We start from the raw sequence: 17,312 nt of genomic DNA on the forward strand, positions 1-17,312 counted from the left end.
CAACCTTGCTGTCAGCCGCGCACGAGCCCGGCTTCGCGCATCGCCGCACCCAGCGTAGCGTCGGTCTGTTCCATGTGCTTGGCGAGACCCTCCGCATCGCCCCACTTCATACCGAAGCCGCGGGCGTTCATGAAGTCCTTGAACTCCTGGCTGTTCCACACCTTCTGCATCGCGGCGGTAAGCTGCTGCGCGATCGGTGCCGGCAGGTTGAGCGGCGCCGCCATGCCGCGCCAGGCGCCGACGCTGTAGTTGATGCCGAGCGATTCGTTCAGCGTCGGCACAGTGGCGAATTGTGGGTTGCGCTCCGGTGCCATGATGGCGAGCGAGCGGGCGCGCCCGGCCTCGATGATGGCGCGCGCTTCCGGCACCGAGCAGGTGACGATGTCCACGCCCCCGGCCGCGAGGTCCTGCATCGCCGGCGCGGCACCGTTGGAGGGCACCCAGCGCACATGGTCGGCGCGCAGCCCCATCGCGCCGAGCCAGCCGGCGAGCGCCAGGTGCCAGATGCCGCCCTGGCCGGTGCCGGATGCCTTGAACTGGCCCGGACGGCTCGCCTTGATCGCGTCGGCCAGCGCCTTGATGTCGCGGTAGGGCGAGGTGGCATTCACCTGCACGCCGGGCGGGTCCTCGTTCATCAGGGCTAGCGGCGTGTAGGAGGTGCGCTTGAGCTCGGTGAGGCCCTGCCAATGCATCATGCAGATCTCGACCGTGATCATGCCGATCGTGTAGCCATCGGGCGCCGCCTGGGCGATCGCGGAATGGCCCACGACGCCGGACCCGCCGGTGCGGTTCACGACGTTGAAGGGCTGGCCCATTTCCTTCTCGAGCAGGGCGGCGACGATACGGGCGGTGGCATCGGTGCCGCCACCCGCACCCCAGGGCACGATGACCTGGACCGGGCGGATGGGGTAGCGGGCCTGGCCGAAGGCGGGCCGTGCCAGCGGAGCGAGCCCGGCAAGGGCACCGGCGGTGAGCGCGCCGCGGCGCGTGAACGTGTTCATTGTTGTGTTTCCTCCTGGACGCGGGATGACGCTATCGCGCCCGTTCGGGCGACCGCAAGCGGCGGATGATCCAGACCGCGACCGGCCACAGCAGAGCGGTCATGGTCAGCGCGGCGAGGCCGGTCGAGATCGGACGCTCGATGAAGGGCAGGATGTCGCCATCGGATTTGATGAGGGAGCTGACGAGGTTCTGCTCCACCATCGTGCCCATGACGACGCCGAGCACGAGGGCCGCGACGGGATATCCGTTGCGTTCCATCATGTAGCCGACGATGCCGAAGACGGCGACGAGCACCACTGCGAAGGGGTTGTTGCCGATGGCGAAGGCGCCGACCGCGCACAACAGCAGGATCAGCGGCATCGCCACCGCGCGCGGCACCTTCAACACGTGTCGCGAGACGCGGATCATCAGGATGCCGAGCGGCAACATCAGCAGGTTCGCCAGGATGAAGACGATGTACAGCGCGTACATGCTGCTCGCCTTCTCGGTGAAAAGCGTCGGTCCCGGGTTCAGCCCTTTCATGTAGAGCACGCCGATGGCGATGGCGGTGATGGTGTCGCCGGGAATGCCGAAGAGCAGCGCCGGTACCCAGCCGCCGGCAAGCGCGGAGTTGTTCGCCGCGCCCGATTCCACCAGGCCTTCTGGATGGCCGGTGCCGAATTTCTCCGGCGTCTTCGAGAAGCGCTTCGAGGTGGCATAGGCGACCCAGGCCGCCATGTCCGCACCCGCGCCGGGCAGCGCGCCGATCAGCACGCCGATGATGTTGCCGCGCCACATCTGCTTTTGGAAACGTCGCGTCAGGTCGATCTGCCCGGCAAGGATCGAGCCGAATTTGCGACTCGGTATCGGCGGCGGCAGGGGCGAGACCATGGCGCGCATGATCTCGCTGACCGCGAAGACACCGACCAGCGCGGGCAGCGGTTCGATGCCGCCGAGCAGGTCGGTGTTGCCAAAGGTGAAGCGCGGCACGCCGCCCGGATTCTCGATGCCGACGCAGGCGACCAGCAGCCCGAGCAGCGCGGCCGCGATCGCCTTGATCGGCGAGGAGCGCGCCACCAGCGTCGCGCACATCAGCCCCAGCAGCGATAGCCAAAAATACTCGAAGGTCGAGAAGGACAGTGCAATCTCGGCCAGGGCGGGGGCCATAACCATCAGGGCGACGGTGCCGACGATGCCGCCGATGGCGCTGAACCAAAGCGAGGCGCCGAGCGCGAGCTCCGCCTGGCCCTTGCGCGTCATGGCGTAGGATTCGTCAGTATAGGCGGCCGAGGCCGGCGTGCCGGGGATGCGCATCAGGCAGCCCGGAATGTCGCCGGAGAAGATCGCCATGGCGGAGGAGGTGATGATGGTCGCCACGGCGGCGATGGGCGAGAGGTAGAAGGTGATTGGCACCAGCAGCGCGGTTGCCATGGTGGCGGTGAGGCCGGGCAACGCGCCGATCACCATGCCATAGACGGCCGAGGCGAGGATGGCGATGGCGACCTCGACGGTCGACACCATCGCGATGGCTTCGAGGAGGGAGTTCATGGTGTCACCACGGCATCGTCAGTAAGCCGTCGGGCAATGGCACTCGAAGCAATCTAAAGAAGATGAGATGCACGAAGGGCGGAGCAAGCAGCACGGTGCCGATCGTCATCGGCCATGTCGCGCCGAGGGCGCGCGCCGAGATCAGCAGGATGATCGCGGCGGTCAGCAGGAAGCCGAGCGCATTGGCGACGAGCACGTAGAAGATCAGCAGCACCGGCGGCAGGAAGGCGGCTAGCCATCCCATGCGTCCGAGATGCTGCGCGAGGCCAGGGGCCTGGTCGTCCTCCTCGGATTCCGCAGCTTCGAAGCTATGGCCAATGCCGGCGGCAATCATGATCCCGCAAAGAACGAGGCCAGCGCCGATCACCATGGGGAAGGCCGCCGGGCCGACATCCTGCCCCGGCACCGCCGGGAGCAGTGACCCCCCCCAGAAGGCCAGCGAGCCGAGTAGGGCCAGGAACAGACCGGTCACGCGGTCCGACAGATGCATCTTGTCACGTCTCCCCTGCGCGGCTTTGCCGCGTCGCCCGGCAGGCTAAACGATGGTGTGGCGCGGCGGCTAGGCCGCGCGAGGAGATCAGCCCATCAAAACGTGAAGCGGCGACTGCCTCGCGCTGGTCCGCGAAAGCCTGCCTGTGGCTTGGGCAATGTCCATCCAGGGGTTGCCGACGGGACGGGCCGGTGTCTAGGCTGCCATAGCAGTCGGGCCGCCAGAGCACCGATAACGAGGAAACGACACGATGAAGCTGGGCGCCGCCATCGCCGAGATCATGAAGCGCGAGGGTATCCATATCCTCACGGGCTATCCGGTGAACCACCTGATCGAACATGCGGCTGAGATCGACATCCGTCCGATCATGGTGCGCCAGGAACGCATTGGCCTGCATATGGCCGATGCCATCAGTCGCGTCACCTCCGGCCGGCAGATCGGCGCATTCTGCATGCAGCACGGGCCGGGTTCGGAGAACGCCTACGGCGGCGTCGCGCAATGCTATGGGGAGAGCATCCCGGTGCTGGTGCTGCCGATGGGGTATCCGCGGCGGATCGCCAACGTCGACCCGAACTTCAATTCGTCGATCCAGATGCGCGGGATCACGAAATCGGCAGAGCCGATCACCTCGGCGGCCGAGGTGCCGAATATCCTGCGCCGAGCCTTCTCGCGCCTGCGAAATGGCCGCGGCGGTCCCGTACTGGTCGAGATTCCGACCGACATGTGGAACGAGGAGGTGCCGGAGCCGCTGCTTTATGCGCCCGTCATCGCCACACGCTACGGGCCCGACCCGGCCGATGTGACGCGCGCGGCGGCGATGCTGGCGGGGGCGAAGCGGCCGGTGATCTATGCCGGCACCGGCATCCATTGGGCGCGCGCCTGGCCGCAGCTCAAGGCCCTCGCGGAATTGCTGGCAGCGCCGGTGACGACGAGCCTCGGGGGCAAGTCGTCTTTCCCGGAGGATCATCCGCTCGCGCTCGGCTCGGGTGGGCTCGCGATCCCGAAGCCGGTACGGCATTTCCTCAACAATGCCGATGTGATCTTCGGCGTCGGGTGCTCCTTCACCGAGACCAATTTCGGCGTGAAGATGCCGGCGGGGAAGAAGATCATCCATGCGACGCTCGACCCCGACCATTTGAACAAGGACATCGCCTGCGATATCGGGCTGGTGGGCGATGCGGCCTTGGCGCTCGATGCGCTGATCGCAGCGTTGAAGGACCGGGTCGGCGCGCCGCGCGATGCCGGGCCGGTGGCCGCCGAGATCCGGCAGCACCGCGAGGAATGGCTCGCCACCTGGGCGGCCAAGACGGACAGCGATGCGGAACCGCTCAACCCCTATCGCGTGATCCGCGACCTGTGGCGCACCGTCGATGTCGACAACACCATCATCACCCATGATGCCGGCAGCCCGCGCGACCAGCTCTCGCCCTTCTGGGTGGCGCGCACGCCGCTGTCGTATCTCGGCTGGGGCAAGACGACGCAGCTTGGCTACGGGCTGGGATTGGCGATGGGGGCGAAGCTCGCCGCCCCGGACAAGCTCTGCATCAATGTGTGGGGTGATGCGGCGATCGGTTTCACCGGCATGGATTTCGAGACGGCGGTGCGCGAGCGCATCCCCATCCTGTCCATCCTGCTGAACAACTTCTCCATGGCGATCGAGCTGAAGGTCATGCCGGTCAGCACGGAAAAGTATCGCTCGACCGACATTTCGGGCGATTATGCTGCCATGGCGCGCGCCTTCGGCGGCTATGGTGAACGGGTGACGACGGTGGCGGAGATCATTCCCGCCATCCGGCGCGGCATCGAGCAGACGCGGAACGGCACGCCCGCACTGCTGGAATTCATCACGTCCAAGGAGACCGCTGTGTCCCGCCTGTAGAGCGGAGCGGCGCGAGGCGGGGGAAAACAATCCCGCCCGGCACGAATGGGAGGCTGAATGGCGACGGTCGACATCCGCGATGTGCGGAAGGCGTTTGGGAGCACGAAGATCCTGCATGGGGTCAGCGTGGGCATCGAGGACGGGCAGTTCGTCGTTCTTGTGGGCCCATCGGGCTGCGGCAAGTCAACCCTGCTGCGCATGCTCGCGGGGCTAGAGAACATCACCGGCGGCGAAATCTCGATCGGTGGGCGGGTTGTGAACAACGTCGCGCCCAAGGATCGCGACATCGCGATGGTGTTCCAGAACTACGCGCTCTATCCGCACATGACCGTGTTCCAGAACATGGCGTTTTCCATGAAGCTGGCCGGCGCGCCCAAGGAGGTGATGGAGCGCGAGGTGCAGAAGGCCGCGAAGATCCTTGGCCTTGAGCAACTGCTGCTGCGCTTCCCGCGCCAGCTTTCGGGCGGGCAGCGCCAGCGCGTGGCGATGGGCCGCGCCATCGTGCGCAACCCGCAAGTCTTCCTGTTCGACGAGCCGCTGTCCAATCTCGACGCCAAGCTGCGCGTGCAGATGCGCTCGGAGATTCGCGAGCTGCATCAACGGCTGAAGGTGACGACGGTCTATGTCACCCATGACCAGATCGAGGCCATGACGATGGCCGACCTGATCGTGGTGATGAACCACGGCCGCATCGAACAGGCCGGCGCGCCGCTCGAACTCTATGACCGTCCTGCCAATGTCTTTGTCGCCGGCTTCATCGGATCGCCGGCGATGAACATGCTGGAAGGGCGCATCGAGGGCGGCGCCTTCCACGGCCCAGGTGGGGGCGCCTGGCCGTTGCCGCCAGGCGCGCCCGCCTCGGGGGAGGTGATCTACGGCATCCGTCCGGAGCATTTCCGTCTCGACCCGGATGGGCTGAAGGCTACGGTGCATGTGGTGGAGCCGACCGGCTCCGAGACCCAGGTGGTGATGCATATCGGGGAGGCGCATGTGCTCGGTGCCTTCCGCGAACGCGTTTCGGCGCGAGCGGGGGACATCCTGCCGGTCTCGCCGGATCCGGCGCTGGTCCATCTGTTCGACCGGCAGTCCGGGCAACGGATCTGAAGCAACAGGAACGGGAGGAAACAATCATGAACAATTTGACCCGCCGCATGGCACTCGGGCTTGCCGGATCGACGATCGCCGCCGCGGCGATGCAGGGCGGCGAGGCGTGGGCGCAGGCTGCGCCAGCCATTCCAACCAGCCCCGCGACGATGCCGAGACTGCCGATTGAAGCGAATGCGGAACTGCGCCTGATCCGCCCCTCGCGCTTCGTGCCGCCCGACGAGGTGATCTTCCGCGAAAGCCTGGCGAAATTCACCCAGGCGACCGGCGTAAAGGTCACGGCCGATTTCGTCGGCTGGGAGGATATCGGGTCCCAGACGGCGGTTACCGCCAATACCGGTGCCGGTCCCGACATCGTCGTGGGCTTCGGCCAGAGCCCGCACATTTACGCCGACAAGGTCATCGAACTGACCGACATCGCGGAGTATCTCGGGACGAAATACGGCGGCTGGATGTTCCTGGGCGAGAAGTACGGCAAGAAGAACGGTACCAACAACTGGATCGGCCTGCCGATGGGCGGCTCGACCGGCCCGATCGTGTATCGCAAGTCGGCAGTGACTGAGGCTGGTTTCAGCGAGGTGCCGCAGGACCATGCGGGCTTCCTGAACTTGATGAAGGCGATGAAGCGCATCAACAAGCCCGGTGGCTTCGCGCTCGGCAATGCGGTGGGTGACGGCAACGGCACAGCGAACTGGCTGCTGTGGTCGCATGGCGGCCGCATGGTCGACGAGGAGGGCAAGGTTGCGATCAACAGCCCGGAGGCCCTGGCGTCGCTGAACTACATGAAGGAGTTGTATCCGACCTTCGTCGACGGCACGCTGTCCTGGCTCGATCCGTCGAACAACCGGGCCTTCCTGGCGCAGCAGGTCTTCCTGACGCCGAATGGCGTTTCGCTGTACTTCGCGGCGAAGAACGACCCGGCGACGCAGGCGATCGCACTGGACATCGAACATGCGCCGATGCCGCGCGGTGTCGCGGCATCGACGCCGCAGTCGGCGACGATCCTGAATGCGATGGTGTTCAAGCACACGCGCTTCCCGAATGCCGCCAAGGCGCTGCTCGCCTTCATGATGGAATCCGACCAGTACGACCGCTGGCTGACGGGCTGCCTCGGCTACTGGTCGCATCCGCTCAAGGCCTACAGCAGCAGCGCCGTGTGGACGTCCGATCCGAAGATCGCTGTCTACAAGGAAGGCATGAACCATCGCTTCTGGAGCGGCTACAGCGGGCCGATCAGCCAGGCCGCAGGCACCGTCGAGTCCGAATACATCATGGTTCAGATGTATTCCTCGGTGGCCTCCGGCCAGGCGACGCCGCAGGAGGCGATCCGCAACGCCGAACGCCGCATCCGTCGCTACTACCGCTGATCATCTGACATCCGCGTGCCGCCGGGCGGTTCGGCGGCACGCATCGAGGCGGGAGGGCATCATGTCCGTCACAGCGATCGATACCTGGGCCAGGCCACGGCAGCGGCAAGGTGCGCTGGCGCGGCTGTTCGACTGGAAGCCCTTCCTGGTCTTCATCTGCCTGCTGCCGGCGGTCGGGCTGCTGCTGGTCTTCCTGACCTATCCACTTGGCCTGGGCATCTGGCTGTCCTTCACCGACACCACGATCGGCCGTGCCGGGCAGTGGGTCGGGTTGGAGAATTTCCAGTACCTGTTCGAAGAACCGATCTTCTGGAACGCCGTCTTCTACAGCGTCTTCTACACGGCGGTGGCGACGGTTGGGAAGTTCGGGCTCGGGCTATGGCTGGCGCTACTTCTGAACAACCACCTGCCGTTCAAGAGCATCCTGCGCGCCATCGTCCTACTGCCCTGGATCGTGCCGACGGTCCTCTCTGCCATTGCGTTCTGGTTCATCTACGACACGCAGTTTTCCATCATTTCCTACCTGCTGGTCGAGGTGCTGCATGTGCGCGAGACCAACATCAACTTCCTCGGCGAGCCATGGAATGCACGCTGGTCACTGATCGCGGCGAATATTTGGCGTGGCATCCCCTTCGTCGCCATCTCGCTGCTGGCGGGGCTACAGACCATCTCACCCTCGCTCTACGAGGCGGCGCTGCTCGATGGCGCATCGCCGGGGCAGCGGTTCCGCTACATCACCTTTCCGATGCTGCTGCCGATCCTGGCGATCGTGATGACCTTCTCGATCATCTTCACCTTCACCGACTTCCAGCTGGTCTATGCGATCACGCGCGGCGGGCCGGTGAATTCCACACAGATCATGGCGACACTCGCCTTCCAACGCGGCATCCCCGGCGGGCAGCTGGGCGAAGGCGCCGCGATCGCTGTCTCGATGATCCCCTTCCTCGTCTTCGCCACCCTGTTCAGCTACTTCGCTCTCGCGCGGCGCAAGTGGCAGCAGGGCGAGTCGAACGACTAACCGAGCGACGGAGCACCCCATGAGCGAAGCCGCCGCCGAGACCAAGCATTCGGCCACCGACACCTCGGAGATGCTGAGCTGGGACAGCAAGGCACGACGCGTCGTCGTGCTCTACCTGCCGCTGCTCTGCTTCCTGATCATCTTGCTGTTTCCGTTCTACTGGATGGCGATGACGTCGTTCAAACCGAACGCGGAGCTTTACGACCTCGAGAATCACAACCCGTTCTGGATCTCGTCGCCGACGCTCTCGCACATTTATCATCTGCTCTTCGAGACGGCCTATCCGCATTGGCTGTGGACGACGATGAAGGTGGCGGTCGCCTCCACGTTCCTCTCGCTGTTCGCCAGCACGCTGGCGGCCTATGCGATCCAGCGGCTGCGCTTCCGCGGCAGCCAGTATGTCGGGCTCGGCATCTACCTCGCCTACCTGGTGCCGCAGTCGATCCTATTCATCCCGCTGGCGACAATGGTGTTCCAGCTCGGCCTGTTCGACAGCCCGCTGGCGCTGATCCTGGTCTATCCGACCTTCCTTGTGCCCTTCTGCACCTGGTTGCTGATCGGCTATTTCAAGTCGATCCCGTATGAGCTTGAGGAATGCGCACTGATCGATGGCGCGACGAGGCTGCAGATCCTGCGCCAGATCACCCTGCCGCTCGCGGTGCCGGGGCTGATCAGCGCGGGCATCTTCTCCTTCACGCTGTCGTGGAACGAGTTCATCTACGCGCTCGCTTTCATCCAGAGCAGCGAGAACAAGACCGTCTCGGTCGCCATCCTCACCGAGCTCGTCACCGGCGACGTGTACCAGTGGGGCGCGTTAATGGCCGGCGCGCTGCTCGGCTCGCTGCCGGTCGCGATCTTCTATTCCTTCTTCGTCGACTACTACGTCTCCTCCCTCACCGGTGCGGTGAAGGAATGAGGCGGCTTTCCTGACAGGAGAACCATTTTGGCGACCTATACGATCCTGACGCCCGCCGGCGCGTCCTTCACCACCGCGGGCGGCGGCTACGAGTACGAGATGGAGGCGCTGGAAGGGCTCGGCGCCGAGATCGTCGAATGCCCGGCGACGGAGGAGGGCTTCATCGCCGCGGCCTCTGGTGCGGATGCCGTCTATGCGAAGGGCATGAAGTTCAGCGCAGCGATGATCGGTGCGTTGGTCAAGTGCCGCCACATCGCGCTCGGCACCGTCGGCGTAGACTATGTCGATGTCGCGGCGGCGACGGCCAGGGGCATCCCGGTGACCAATTGCCCGGACACCTTCATCGAGGAAGTCGCCGACCACGCGATGATGCTGCTGCTGGCGACACATCGCCGCTGCATCGAACAGGATCGCATGGTGCGCGAGGGCCGCTGGGCGGAAGGCCGCCCACAGTTGCTGACGGTGCCGCGATTGATGGGCCAGACGCTCGGCTTCATCGGCTTCGGCCGTGTTGCTCGCGCGACTGCCCGCCGTGCGGCGGCCTTCGGGCTGCGCATGAAGGCCTTCGACCCGTTCGTCGAGGAACTCACCCTTTCGGCGTTGGGCGTGGAACCGGCGAGCCTGTCCGAGGTGCTGTCCACGGCCGACTTCGTCTCCATGCATCTGCCGGACACCCCGGAGACGCGCGGCTTCCTGAAGGAACACCATTTCCGCCAGATGAAGAAGAACGCGCTCTTCATCACCACCGGGCGTGGCCCGACGGTGAACGAGGCCGCGCTGATCAAGGCGCTGGAGGAGAAGTGGATCGCCGGCGCCGGTCTCGACGTCTTCGAGATCGAGCCGACCCGCCAGGACAACCCGCTGCACAGAATGCCGCATGTCATCCTCTCGCCGCACAATGCCTCGGCATCGTCTCGCTTCGACCCGGCGCGAAAGCGGCGGGTGGGGCAGGAACTGGCGCTGACCCTGCAGGGCAAGTGGCCGCTTTCCTGCGTCAACCCGACCGTGCTCTCGAAGGGCGCGCTGCGTCGCTGGCAGCCCTATTCGATGGAACGCGGCCCGAATTCCTGACCCGTCGGCGCGTGGGAGAAGCGTTTTCTCCCACGCGCTGAACCGCTACACCAGCCCGGCATACCAGCAGGAGCGAACGACGTGGCGGACGTGATCATCGATATCGGCGGCGAGATCTTCGAGGCGTTCTACGAAACGAAGGACGCGCCGAAGACCGTCGCCCGGTTCCGCGATTTCGTCCCCTATTCCAACCGAATCATCCATGTCCGCTGGTCGGGCGAGGCCTGCTGGATCCCGATGGGCGATTTCGACCTCGGCCTCGGCTTCGAGAACGCCACCTCCTACCCCGCCCCGGGCCAGGTCATCGTCTATCCGGGTGGCGTCAGCGAGACCGAGATCCTGGTCGCCTATGGCCCGACCTGCTTCGCTTCCAAGGCCGGCCAGCTCGCCGGCAACCATGTGCTGACCATCCGCGAGGGGCTCGACCGCCTGGCGGTGGTCGGCCGCTCGGTGCTGTGGGACGGCGCCAAGCCGATCAGCTTCCGCCCGGCCTGACGCCTGTCTCGCCTTCCGGCCTCTGCCGATCGGCGGTAGGACCGGACCCCTGCGGTGCCTGGGCGACTCGCGCCCGGGCGAAAAGGGGGTGGCCGGATGACGGTTGGTATCGAGATGGGTTCGGCGGCCTCGGGTGAGGCTGCGCGCATCGACCTCGAGGAACTGCTCTCCACCCGCCTGCTGGTGCAGGGCAATTCGGGCTCCGGCAAGTCGCATCTGCTGCGCCGCCTGCTGGAACAATCCGCTCCCTGGGTGCAGCAGGTGGTGATCGACCCGGAAGGCGATTTCGTCACCCTCGCCGATCGGCACGGCCATATGGTGATCGACGCGGCGGATCATTCCGAGGCCGCGCTGTATCGCCATGCCGAGCTGGTGCGCCGCCATCGCGTCTCGGTGGTGCTGAACCTCGAATCGGTCGAGGTGGACGACCAGCTCCGCTGCGCCGCCGCCTTCCTCAACGGCATGTTCGAGGCCGAGCGCGACCTGTGGTCCCCCGTCATGGTGGTGGTGGACGAGGCGCAGCTTTTCGCCCCCGCCGCGGCCTCGGAGGTGTCCGACGAAGCCCGCCGCCTCGCTCTCGCGGCGATGACGAACCTGATGTGCCGCGGGCGCAAGCGGGGCCTCGCCGGCGTCATCGCGACGCAGCGCCTGGCCAAGCTCGCCAAGAACGTCGCCGCCGAGGCGTCCAACTTCATGATGGGCCGCACCTTCCTCGACATCGACATGGCGCGCGCGGCCGACCTGCTGGGCATGGAGCGCCGCCAGGCCGAGATGTTCCGCGACCTGCCGCGTGGCACCTTCGTCGCGCTCGGCCCCGCCATGTCGCGCCGGCCCTTGCCGGTGCGCATCGGCAGCGTGGAGACGGCCACGCGCAGCGCCGGCCCGCGCCTGGTGCCGCCACCGGACCAGGCGGCGATGGATGAGGCCCGCGCGCTAATCCTGAACGCGCCCGAACCCGAGGCCGCCCTGCCGCCGCGCCAGCGCCGCACCCCGCGCGCGCCGGCGCCCGACATGATGCAGCAACTGGCGCAATACCGCCCGCCCGCCGCGACGGAGACACCGGCCGAGCCCGCCGTCCCACCCAGCGCGGAGGAAATCGCCGAGCGCGACCGCCGCCTCGCAGCCATCCTGCGCCAGATCATGGCGGACCCGGAGGCACCGTTCCGCCCGGCGGCGGTACTGTACCAGGACTTCCTGGTCCGCTGCCGCATTCAGGAAATTGTCGGCCCGCCGATGGAATTGCCGGCCTTCCGCCGGCGATTGGCGACCGCGCTGGCTGGCATCGATGAGGCGACGATGGAAGGCACCGACTGGCCGCTCGCCGTGGAACGGGCCGAGGCGCTGCCCGAGGATGCGCAGGGCGTCTATCTGCTGCTGGCTCGTGCGGCGCTTGCCGGCGCGCCGTGCCCGTCGGATGCGACCATCGCGCGTGCCTATGGCAGCCGGTCGCTGGGCCGGGCGCGGCGGATGCTCGGCTGGCTCGAGGAACGCGGTGCGATCGTGCTGCGCGCCGAACGCGCCGGGCGGCGGGCCGTGGCGCTGGTCGGGTTGGGGTGGGAGACCGCGCCGGGCGACCCGGATGCGCCGGAGGCGGATGCGGCGTGACGGGAAGGCTGGAGGGACATCGCCCCTCCAACGACCGTCACGCCGTGTCAGTTCGTCACACCTCCATCCGACCCAGCGACGCCCCGCCCGTTGGCGCCGCCGTGCGCCCCCCATCCACCACATACTGCGCGCCGGTCACATTCCCTGCGAGGTCCGAGCACAGGAACAGGACGACATTCGCCACTTCCTCCGCTGTGCCGTAGCGGCGCAGCGGCAGCCCGGCGGTGTAACGCTCCTCTACGCTGTCGGGGTTGTTCGGCGAGACCTGGCGCGCGATGTCCGCGATCATGCGCGTCGAGATCGGCCCAGGGCAGACGGCGTTGACGCGAATGCCCTGCGGCCCGACTTCGCTTGCTGCCACCTTGGTCAGCCCGATCACGGCGTGCTTGGACGCGACATAGGCCGGCATGCCCGGCGTGCCGATTAACCCGGCGGTCGAGGCAGTGTTCACCACCGCGCCGCTGCCCTGGCGGATCATCACCGGTAGCACATGCCGCAGGCCGAGGAAGACGCCCTTCACATTCACGCCCATTACCGCGTCATAGACCGCCTCGTCATACTCAGCGGTCGGTGCCACGCGGCCTTCGATGCCGGCATTGTTGTGGAAGCAGTCGATGCGGCCGAAGGTCTCCAGCGCGCGGGCGACATAGGCCTGCACGTCGGCCGTACGCGTCACATCCGCGGTGCAGGCGATGGCGCTGCCCCCGGTCTCGGCGGCGACCGCGGCGGCGGCATCCCCGTTGCGATCCACCACCACCACCCTGGCGCCGCGCGCCGCGAAGCCGAGGCACACCGCCCGGCCAATGCCATTGCCGCCACCGGTGACGACCGCCACCTTGTCCTTGAAATTCACCGTGCGTTTCCTCCGTTTGCTTCAGCGCTTGCCGGGTGCCCAGCCGTAGATCTTCTCGACGGTGCCGCCCATCAGCGCGGCGCGTTCGGTCTCGTTCAACCGATCGGTCAGGCGGAAGGCATCGACACCCTGCGCATAGGTCAGGAAGGCCGTCGCGCGCGTCCAGTCGGTGCCCCACATGCAGCGGTCGAAGCCGAAGGCGTCGTAGATGCGCGCCAGCGGGTCCCAGATGTCGGGGTAGGGGTAGCCCTGGTGCGAGAGCGTGCCGGCGCCGCTGATCTTCACCGCGACGTTGTCATGCTCGGCGAGAGCGAGCAGTTGCGGTAAGGCGGCGAAGGGTTCGGCCGGCACCGGCGGTTCGAAGGGCTGCTGCAGGCCGAGATGGTCGATCACCAGCCGCGTGCCGGGATGGCGCGCGGCGAGGCCGGCGACCTGGTCGAGCCGCCCCCAGCACAGAAGATTGACCGGCAGGCCGGCGCGCCCAGCCGCGGCGAGCACGCGCCCGACGCCGGGGTCGGCGGGGTCCTTCGGCACGTCGTCATTCATCATGATGCGGATGCCGACGGCGCCATCGGTCTTCGCCCAATCGGCGATCGCCTCCTCGACGCCCGGGTCGCGCGTGTCCACCGGCTTGACCAGGGCGAAGCGGGTCGGATGGGCGCGGCGCACGCTCAGCGCATAGCTCGCATCGAAACGATACATGGCGTAGATCGAAACGATGATGGCGCCGTCCACGCCCACGGCATCCATCGCCTTGACCATGTCGTCGCCGGTCACCTCGGGCGGGCCGTGCAGCTTGCCGAGCCAGGGGCGGCCCGGATGGTCGCGCTCATAGACATGCACCTGGACATCGATGATCGGCATGGCGTCGTTCCCTCGTGCGGCGCCTGCCGCGCCGTCCTTGCGGGTGGAACGCTACGCAGCGGCGGGCGGCGCAGCAAGGTCGCGCGATGTCGTCTTGCGAGGCGGCGCGCGTCGCGGGAGACTTCCTCCCAACCATTGCCAGCGCCGCGCGGCACGGCCGACCGCCACGGCGGCGGCCCGTCGCCGGCACCAAGGAGGCGTCCATCATGACCCCAGCCACCAGCCAATCGCGCGGCGCGAAGACCGTCGATGCCGTGGTGATCGGCGCCGGCTTTGCCGGGCTGTACCAGTTGCATTGCCTGCGCGACCGGCTCGGCCTGTCGGTGCAGGTGCTGGAGGCCGGCGACGGGGTGGGGGGCACCTGGTACTGGAACCGCTATCCCGGCGCGCGCTGCGATTCCGAAAGCCATTCCTACGCTTTCTATTTCGACGAAGCGCTGTTGCAGGAATGGGAATGGTCGGAACGCTACCCCGGCCAGGCCGAGATCATGCGCTACCTCAACCATGTCGCGGACCGCTTCGACCTGCGCCGCGACATCCGCTTCAACGCGCGCGTAGCGGGAGCGGAATACGACGCGGCGAGCAATCGCTGGCATGTGCGCACCGAAGGCGGCGAACACTATGTCGCTACCTACCTGATCACCGCGGTGGGCTGCCTCTCCGCCGCCAATGTGCCCGACATTCCGGGGCGCGAGAATTTCGACGGCCGTTGGTTCCACACCGGCCAATGGCCGCAGGAAGGCGTGGATTTCACCGGCAAGCGCGTCGGCATGGTCGGCACCGGCTCGACCGGCATCCAGGCCGCGCCGGTGATCGCGGAGACGGCCGGGCATCTCACGGTGTTCCAGCGCACCGCGAATTACTCCATCCCTGCCCGCAACGCGAAGCTGACCGAGGAATTCAAGGCCTGGGCGAAGGCCAACACGGGAGAGATCCGCGGGCTGATGCAGGCATCGACGAATGGCCACCCCTTCCTGATCCAGGACCGCTCGGCGCATGACGTCAGCCCCGAGGAACGCGAGGCGATCTACCAGGCCGCCTGGGACCATGGCGGGCTGAAATTCCGTGCGAGCTTCCGCGACCTGCTGACCGACAAGGCGGCGAACGACACCGCCGCCGAATTCCTGCGCGCGCAGATCGGCAAGGTGGTGAAGGACCCAAAGACGGCGGCCGTTCTCGCCAATATCGACCACCCCTTCGCCACCAAACGGCCGCCGATCGACACCGGCTATTTCGAGGCCTTCAACCGCGACAATGTCTCGCTGGTCGACCTGCGCGCGAGCCCGATCGAGCGCATCACGCCGAACGGCATCCTGACCAGGGACGGCGCCGAACATCCGCTCGACATCATCGTCTTCGCCACCGGCTTCGATGCGATGACGGGGCCGCTGCTGCGCATGGACATCACCGGCCGCGACGGCGTGACGCTGCAGCATGCCTGGCGGGAAGGGCCGAAGACCTATCTCGGCTTGCAGGTATCGGGCTTCCCGAACCTGTTCACCGTCACTGGGCCGGGCAGCCCGTCGGTGCTGACCAACATGCCTGTCTGCATCGAGCAGCATGTCGAATGGATCACCGACTGCATCGCGCATCTGCGCGCCAACGGCATTCCGTGCATCGAGCCGACGCCCGAGGCGATGGAAGGCTGGGTGGCGCATGTGAACGATGCCGCCAATGCGACGCTGCTGCCGCAGGCGGGGCATTCCTGGTATCTGGGCGCCAATGTGCCGGGCAAGCCGCGTGTCTTCATGCCCTATGCCGGCGGCATGGCGCGGTATCGCGCGACCTGCGCCGATGTGGCGGCGCGCGGCTATGACGGTTTCGTCCTCGGCGCCACGGCGCGCGGGGCTTTGGAGGCGATCGATGAATGACGACGTAGCCGCCGGTGCGGCGATGACCTTCGAGGCGCGGCTCGACCGCCTGGCCGAACTCGCCGTTCGGGTGGGGTTGAACCTGGCTCCGGGGCAGGAACTGGTGATGACCGCCTCGGTCGAGGCGCTGGACCTGTCGCGCCGCATCACCGAGCAGGCCTACAAGGCCGGCGCCTCGCTGGTGACGACGCTGCTGTCGGATGACCGCTCGGCGCTCGCGCGCTACCGCTTCGCGCGCGACGAGAGCTTCGACACCGCGCCGGGCTGGCTGTTCGACGGCATGGCGGCGGCCTTCCGTTCCGGCGCGGCCCGGCTGGCGGTGGTTGGCGACGATCCCTCCCTGCTGGCGAACGAAGACCCGGAGAAGGTGGCGCGTGCCAATCGGGCGCGGTCGAAGGCGTATCAGCCGGCGCTGGAATTGATCGTGACCTCGGCGATCAATTGGACGCTGGTCGCTTCCGCCACGCCGGCTTGGGCGGCGACGGTGTTCCCCGACGACGTGCCGGATGTCGCGCTGGCGAAGCTGTGGGATGCGATCTTCAAGGCCTCCCGCGTCGACACGCCCGACCCGGTTGCTGCCTGGCGCGACCACAATGCCGCGCTGCTGCGCCGTCGCGACATGCTGAACGCGAAGCGCTTCCGCGCGCTGCGCTTCCGTGGGCCGGGGACGGATCTGCGTGTCGGTCTCGCCGATGGCCATGCCTGGATGGGCGGGGCGAGCCCAGCCAAGAACGGCATCAGCGGCAACCCCAACATCCCGACCGAGGAGGTGTTCACCACCCCGCATGCGGCGATGACCGAGGGCGTCGTGCGCGCGACGAAGCCGCTGTCGTATCAAGGCACCTTGATTCGCGACATCGCCGTGCGCTTCGAGGGCGGGCGCATCGTCGAGAGTTCGGCGAGCAGCGGTGCCTCGGTGCTCGAACGCATGATCGGCACGGACGATGGCGCGCGGCAGCTGGGCGAGGTCGCGCTGGTCCCGAATTCCAACCCGATCTCGCAATCCGGCCTGCTGTTCTTCAACACGCTGTTCGACGAAAACGCGGCGAGCCACATAGCGCTCGGCCAGGCCTATTCGAAGTGCTTCGTGCGCGATGACCTGACCGCCGCCGAGCTCGACGCCGCCGGCGCCAATCGCAGCCTGATCCATGTCGACTGGATGATTGGTTCGGCCGAGACGGATGTCGATGGCATCTACGAGAACGGCGAGGCCGTGCCGCTGATGCGCGGCGGTGAATGGGTGGACTGAC

The 17,312-nt window shown here is 66.9% G+C and carries 15 protein-coding genes; 10 read left to right on the top strand and 5 right to left on the bottom strand.

The annotated features are described in order from the left end of the window. Window positions 1–11: 11 nt before the first annotated feature. Genes IEY36_RS22980 through IEY36_RS22990 form a run of 3 tightly spaced genes read right to left on the bottom strand, consistent with a single transcriptional unit; the run spans window position 12 to window position 3,019 of the window. Entirely contained in the window at window positions 12–1,001 is a 990-nt protein-coding gene (locus IEY36_RS22980; RefSeq protein WP_188971258.1) for a Bug family tripartite tricarboxylate transporter substrate binding protein, read from the bottom strand. Window positions 1,002–1,032: 31 nt separating this feature from the next. Further along, a complete protein-coding gene (locus tag IEY36_RS22985) occupies window positions 1,033–2,529 on the bottom strand; it encodes a tripartite tricarboxylate transporter permease (protein ID WP_188971259.1) in 1,497 nt (498 codons plus the stop codon). 4 nt (window positions 2,530–2,533) lie between these two features. Continuing rightward, window positions 2,534–3,019: a tripartite tricarboxylate transporter TctB family protein gene (locus IEY36_RS22990; protein WP_188971260.1), complete on the bottom strand. Its 486-nt coding sequence runs from the start codon at window positions 3,017–3,019 to the stop codon at window positions 2,534–2,536. 250 nt (window positions 3,020–3,269) lie between these two features. Between IEY36_RS22990 and IEY36_RS22995 the strand changes: the two genes are divergently transcribed. From IEY36_RS22995 to IEY36_RS23030, 8 genes are all read left to right on the top strand, one after another. Further along, window positions 3,270–4,898: a thiamine pyrophosphate-requiring protein gene (locus IEY36_RS22995; RefSeq protein WP_188971261.1), complete on the top strand. Its 1,629-nt coding sequence runs from the start codon at window positions 3,270–3,272 to the stop codon at window positions 4,896–4,898. A 57-nt stretch (window positions 4,899–4,955) separates the two neighbouring features. Beyond that, on the top strand, window positions 4,956–6,002 hold the full coding sequence (locus IEY36_RS23000) for an ABC transporter ATP-binding protein (RefSeq protein ID WP_188971262.1): 1,047 nt from the start codon (window positions 4,956–4,958) through the stop codon (window positions 6,000–6,002). Window positions 6,003–6,028: 26 nt separating this feature from the next. Then, window positions 6,029–7,369, top strand: coding sequence for an ABC transporter substrate-binding protein (locus IEY36_RS23005; protein ID WP_229681512.1), 1,341 nt, complete (start codon window positions 6,029–6,031; stop codon window positions 7,367–7,369). 61 nt (window positions 7,370–7,430) lie between these two features. Beyond that, on the top strand, window positions 7,431–8,387 hold the full coding sequence (locus tag IEY36_RS23010; protein WP_188971263.1) for a carbohydrate ABC transporter permease: 957 nt from the start codon (window positions 7,431–7,433) through the stop codon (window positions 8,385–8,387). 19 nt (window positions 8,388–8,406) lie between these two features. Further along, window positions 8,407–9,303, top strand: a complete 897-nt coding sequence (locus IEY36_RS23015; protein WP_188971264.1) for a carbohydrate ABC transporter permease — start codon at window positions 8,407–8,409, stop codon at window positions 9,301–9,303. 27 nt (window positions 9,304–9,330) lie between these two features. Further along, window positions 9,331–10,374 (top strand): C-terminal binding protein, encoded by a 1,044-nt coding sequence (locus tag IEY36_RS23020; RefSeq protein ID WP_188971265.1) that lies wholly within the window; start codon window positions 9,331–9,333, stop codon window positions 10,372–10,374. A gap of 81 nt (window positions 10,375–10,455) precedes the next feature. After that, entirely contained in the window at window positions 10,456–10,869 is a 414-nt protein-coding gene (locus tag IEY36_RS23025; RefSeq protein WP_188971266.1) for a DUF3830 family protein, read from the top strand. 96 nt (window positions 10,870–10,965) lie between these two features. Then, window positions 10,966–12,474 carry an ATP-binding protein gene (locus tag IEY36_RS23030; protein WP_188971268.1) on the top strand — a complete coding sequence of 503 codons (1,509 nt, stop codon included), beginning with the start codon at window positions 10,966–10,968 and terminating at the stop codon, window positions 12,472–12,474. Between the two features lie 55 nt (window positions 12,475–12,529). On the opposite strand, the gene IEY36_RS23035 is transcribed toward IEY36_RS23030, so the two are convergent. Beyond that, window positions 12,530–13,327, bottom strand: coding sequence for an SDR family NAD(P)-dependent oxidoreductase (locus tag IEY36_RS23035; RefSeq protein WP_188971270.1), 798 nt, complete (start codon window positions 13,325–13,327; stop codon window positions 12,530–12,532). Between the two features lie 21 nt (window positions 13,328–13,348). Then, window positions 13,349–14,191: an amidohydrolase family protein gene (locus tag IEY36_RS23040; protein ID WP_188971272.1), complete on the bottom strand. Its 843-nt coding sequence runs from the start codon at window positions 14,189–14,191 to the stop codon at window positions 13,349–13,351. 206 nt (window positions 14,192–14,397) lie between these two features. Between IEY36_RS23040 and IEY36_RS23045 the strand changes: the two genes are divergently transcribed. Beyond that, window positions 14,398–16,062, top strand: coding sequence for a flavin-containing monooxygenase (locus tag IEY36_RS23045; RefSeq protein ID WP_188971274.1), 1,665 nt, complete (start codon window positions 14,398–14,400; stop codon window positions 16,060–16,062). Then, window positions 16,055–17,311, top strand: coding sequence for an aminopeptidase (locus IEY36_RS23050; protein ID WP_229681513.1), 1,257 nt, complete (start codon window positions 16,055–16,057; stop codon window positions 17,309–17,311). Before IEY36_RS23045 ends, IEY36_RS23050 begins: the two co-directional genes overlap by 8 nt. Window position 17,312: the final 1 nt, after the last annotated feature.

Origin of the sequence: Neoroseomonas lacus, from assembly GCF_014644535.1 — a bacterium.
In the GTDB taxonomy this organism is placed as follows: Bacteria; Pseudomonadota; Alphaproteobacteria; order Acetobacterales; family Acetobacteraceae; genus Neoroseomonas; species Neoroseomonas lacus.

Bases quoted from the DNA above. Each gene is read 5' to 3' on its own strand.
- IEY36_RS22980 (WP_188971258.1), bottom strand. From the start codon at position 1,001: ATGAACACGTTCACGCGCCGCGGCGCGCTCACCGCCGGTGCCCTTGCC.
- IEY36_RS22995 (WP_188971261.1), top strand. From the start codon at position 3,270: ATGAAGCTGGGCGCCGCCATCGCCGAGATCATGAAGCGCGAGGGTATC.
- IEY36_RS23005 (WP_229681512.1), top strand. From the start codon at position 6,029: ATGAACAATTTGACCCGCCGCATGGCACTCGGGCTTGCCGGATCGACG.
- IEY36_RS23010 (WP_188971263.1), top strand. From the start codon at position 7,431: ATGTCCGTCACAGCGATCGATACCTGGGCCAGGCCACGGCAGCGGCAA.
- IEY36_RS23015 (WP_188971264.1), top strand. From the start codon at position 8,407: ATGAGCGAAGCCGCCGCCGAGACCAAGCATTCGGCCACCGACACCTCG.
- IEY36_RS23040 (WP_188971272.1), bottom strand. From the start codon at position 14,191: ATGCCGATCATCGATGTCCAGGTGCATGTCTATGAGCGCGACCATCCG.
- IEY36_RS23030 (WP_188971268.1), top strand. From the start codon at position 10,966: ATGACGGTTGGTATCGAGATGGGTTCGGCGGCCTCGGGTGAGGCTGCG.
- IEY36_RS22985 (WP_188971259.1), bottom strand. From the start codon at position 2,529: ATGAACTCCCTCCTCGAAGCCATCGCGATGGTGTCGACCGTCGAGGTC.
- IEY36_RS22990 (WP_188971260.1), bottom strand. From the start codon at position 3,019: ATGCATCTGTCGGACCGCGTGACCGGTCTGTTCCTGGCCCTACTCGGC.
- IEY36_RS23050 (WP_229681513.1), top strand. From the start codon at position 16,055: ATGAATGACGACGTAGCCGCCGGTGCGGCGATGACCTTCGAGGCGCGG.
- IEY36_RS23045 (WP_188971274.1), top strand. From the start codon at position 14,398: ATGACCCCAGCCACCAGCCAATCGCGCGGCGCGAAGACCGTCGATGCC.
- IEY36_RS23000 (WP_188971262.1), top strand. From the start codon at position 4,956: ATGGCGACGGTCGACATCCGCGATGTGCGGAAGGCGTTTGGGAGCACG.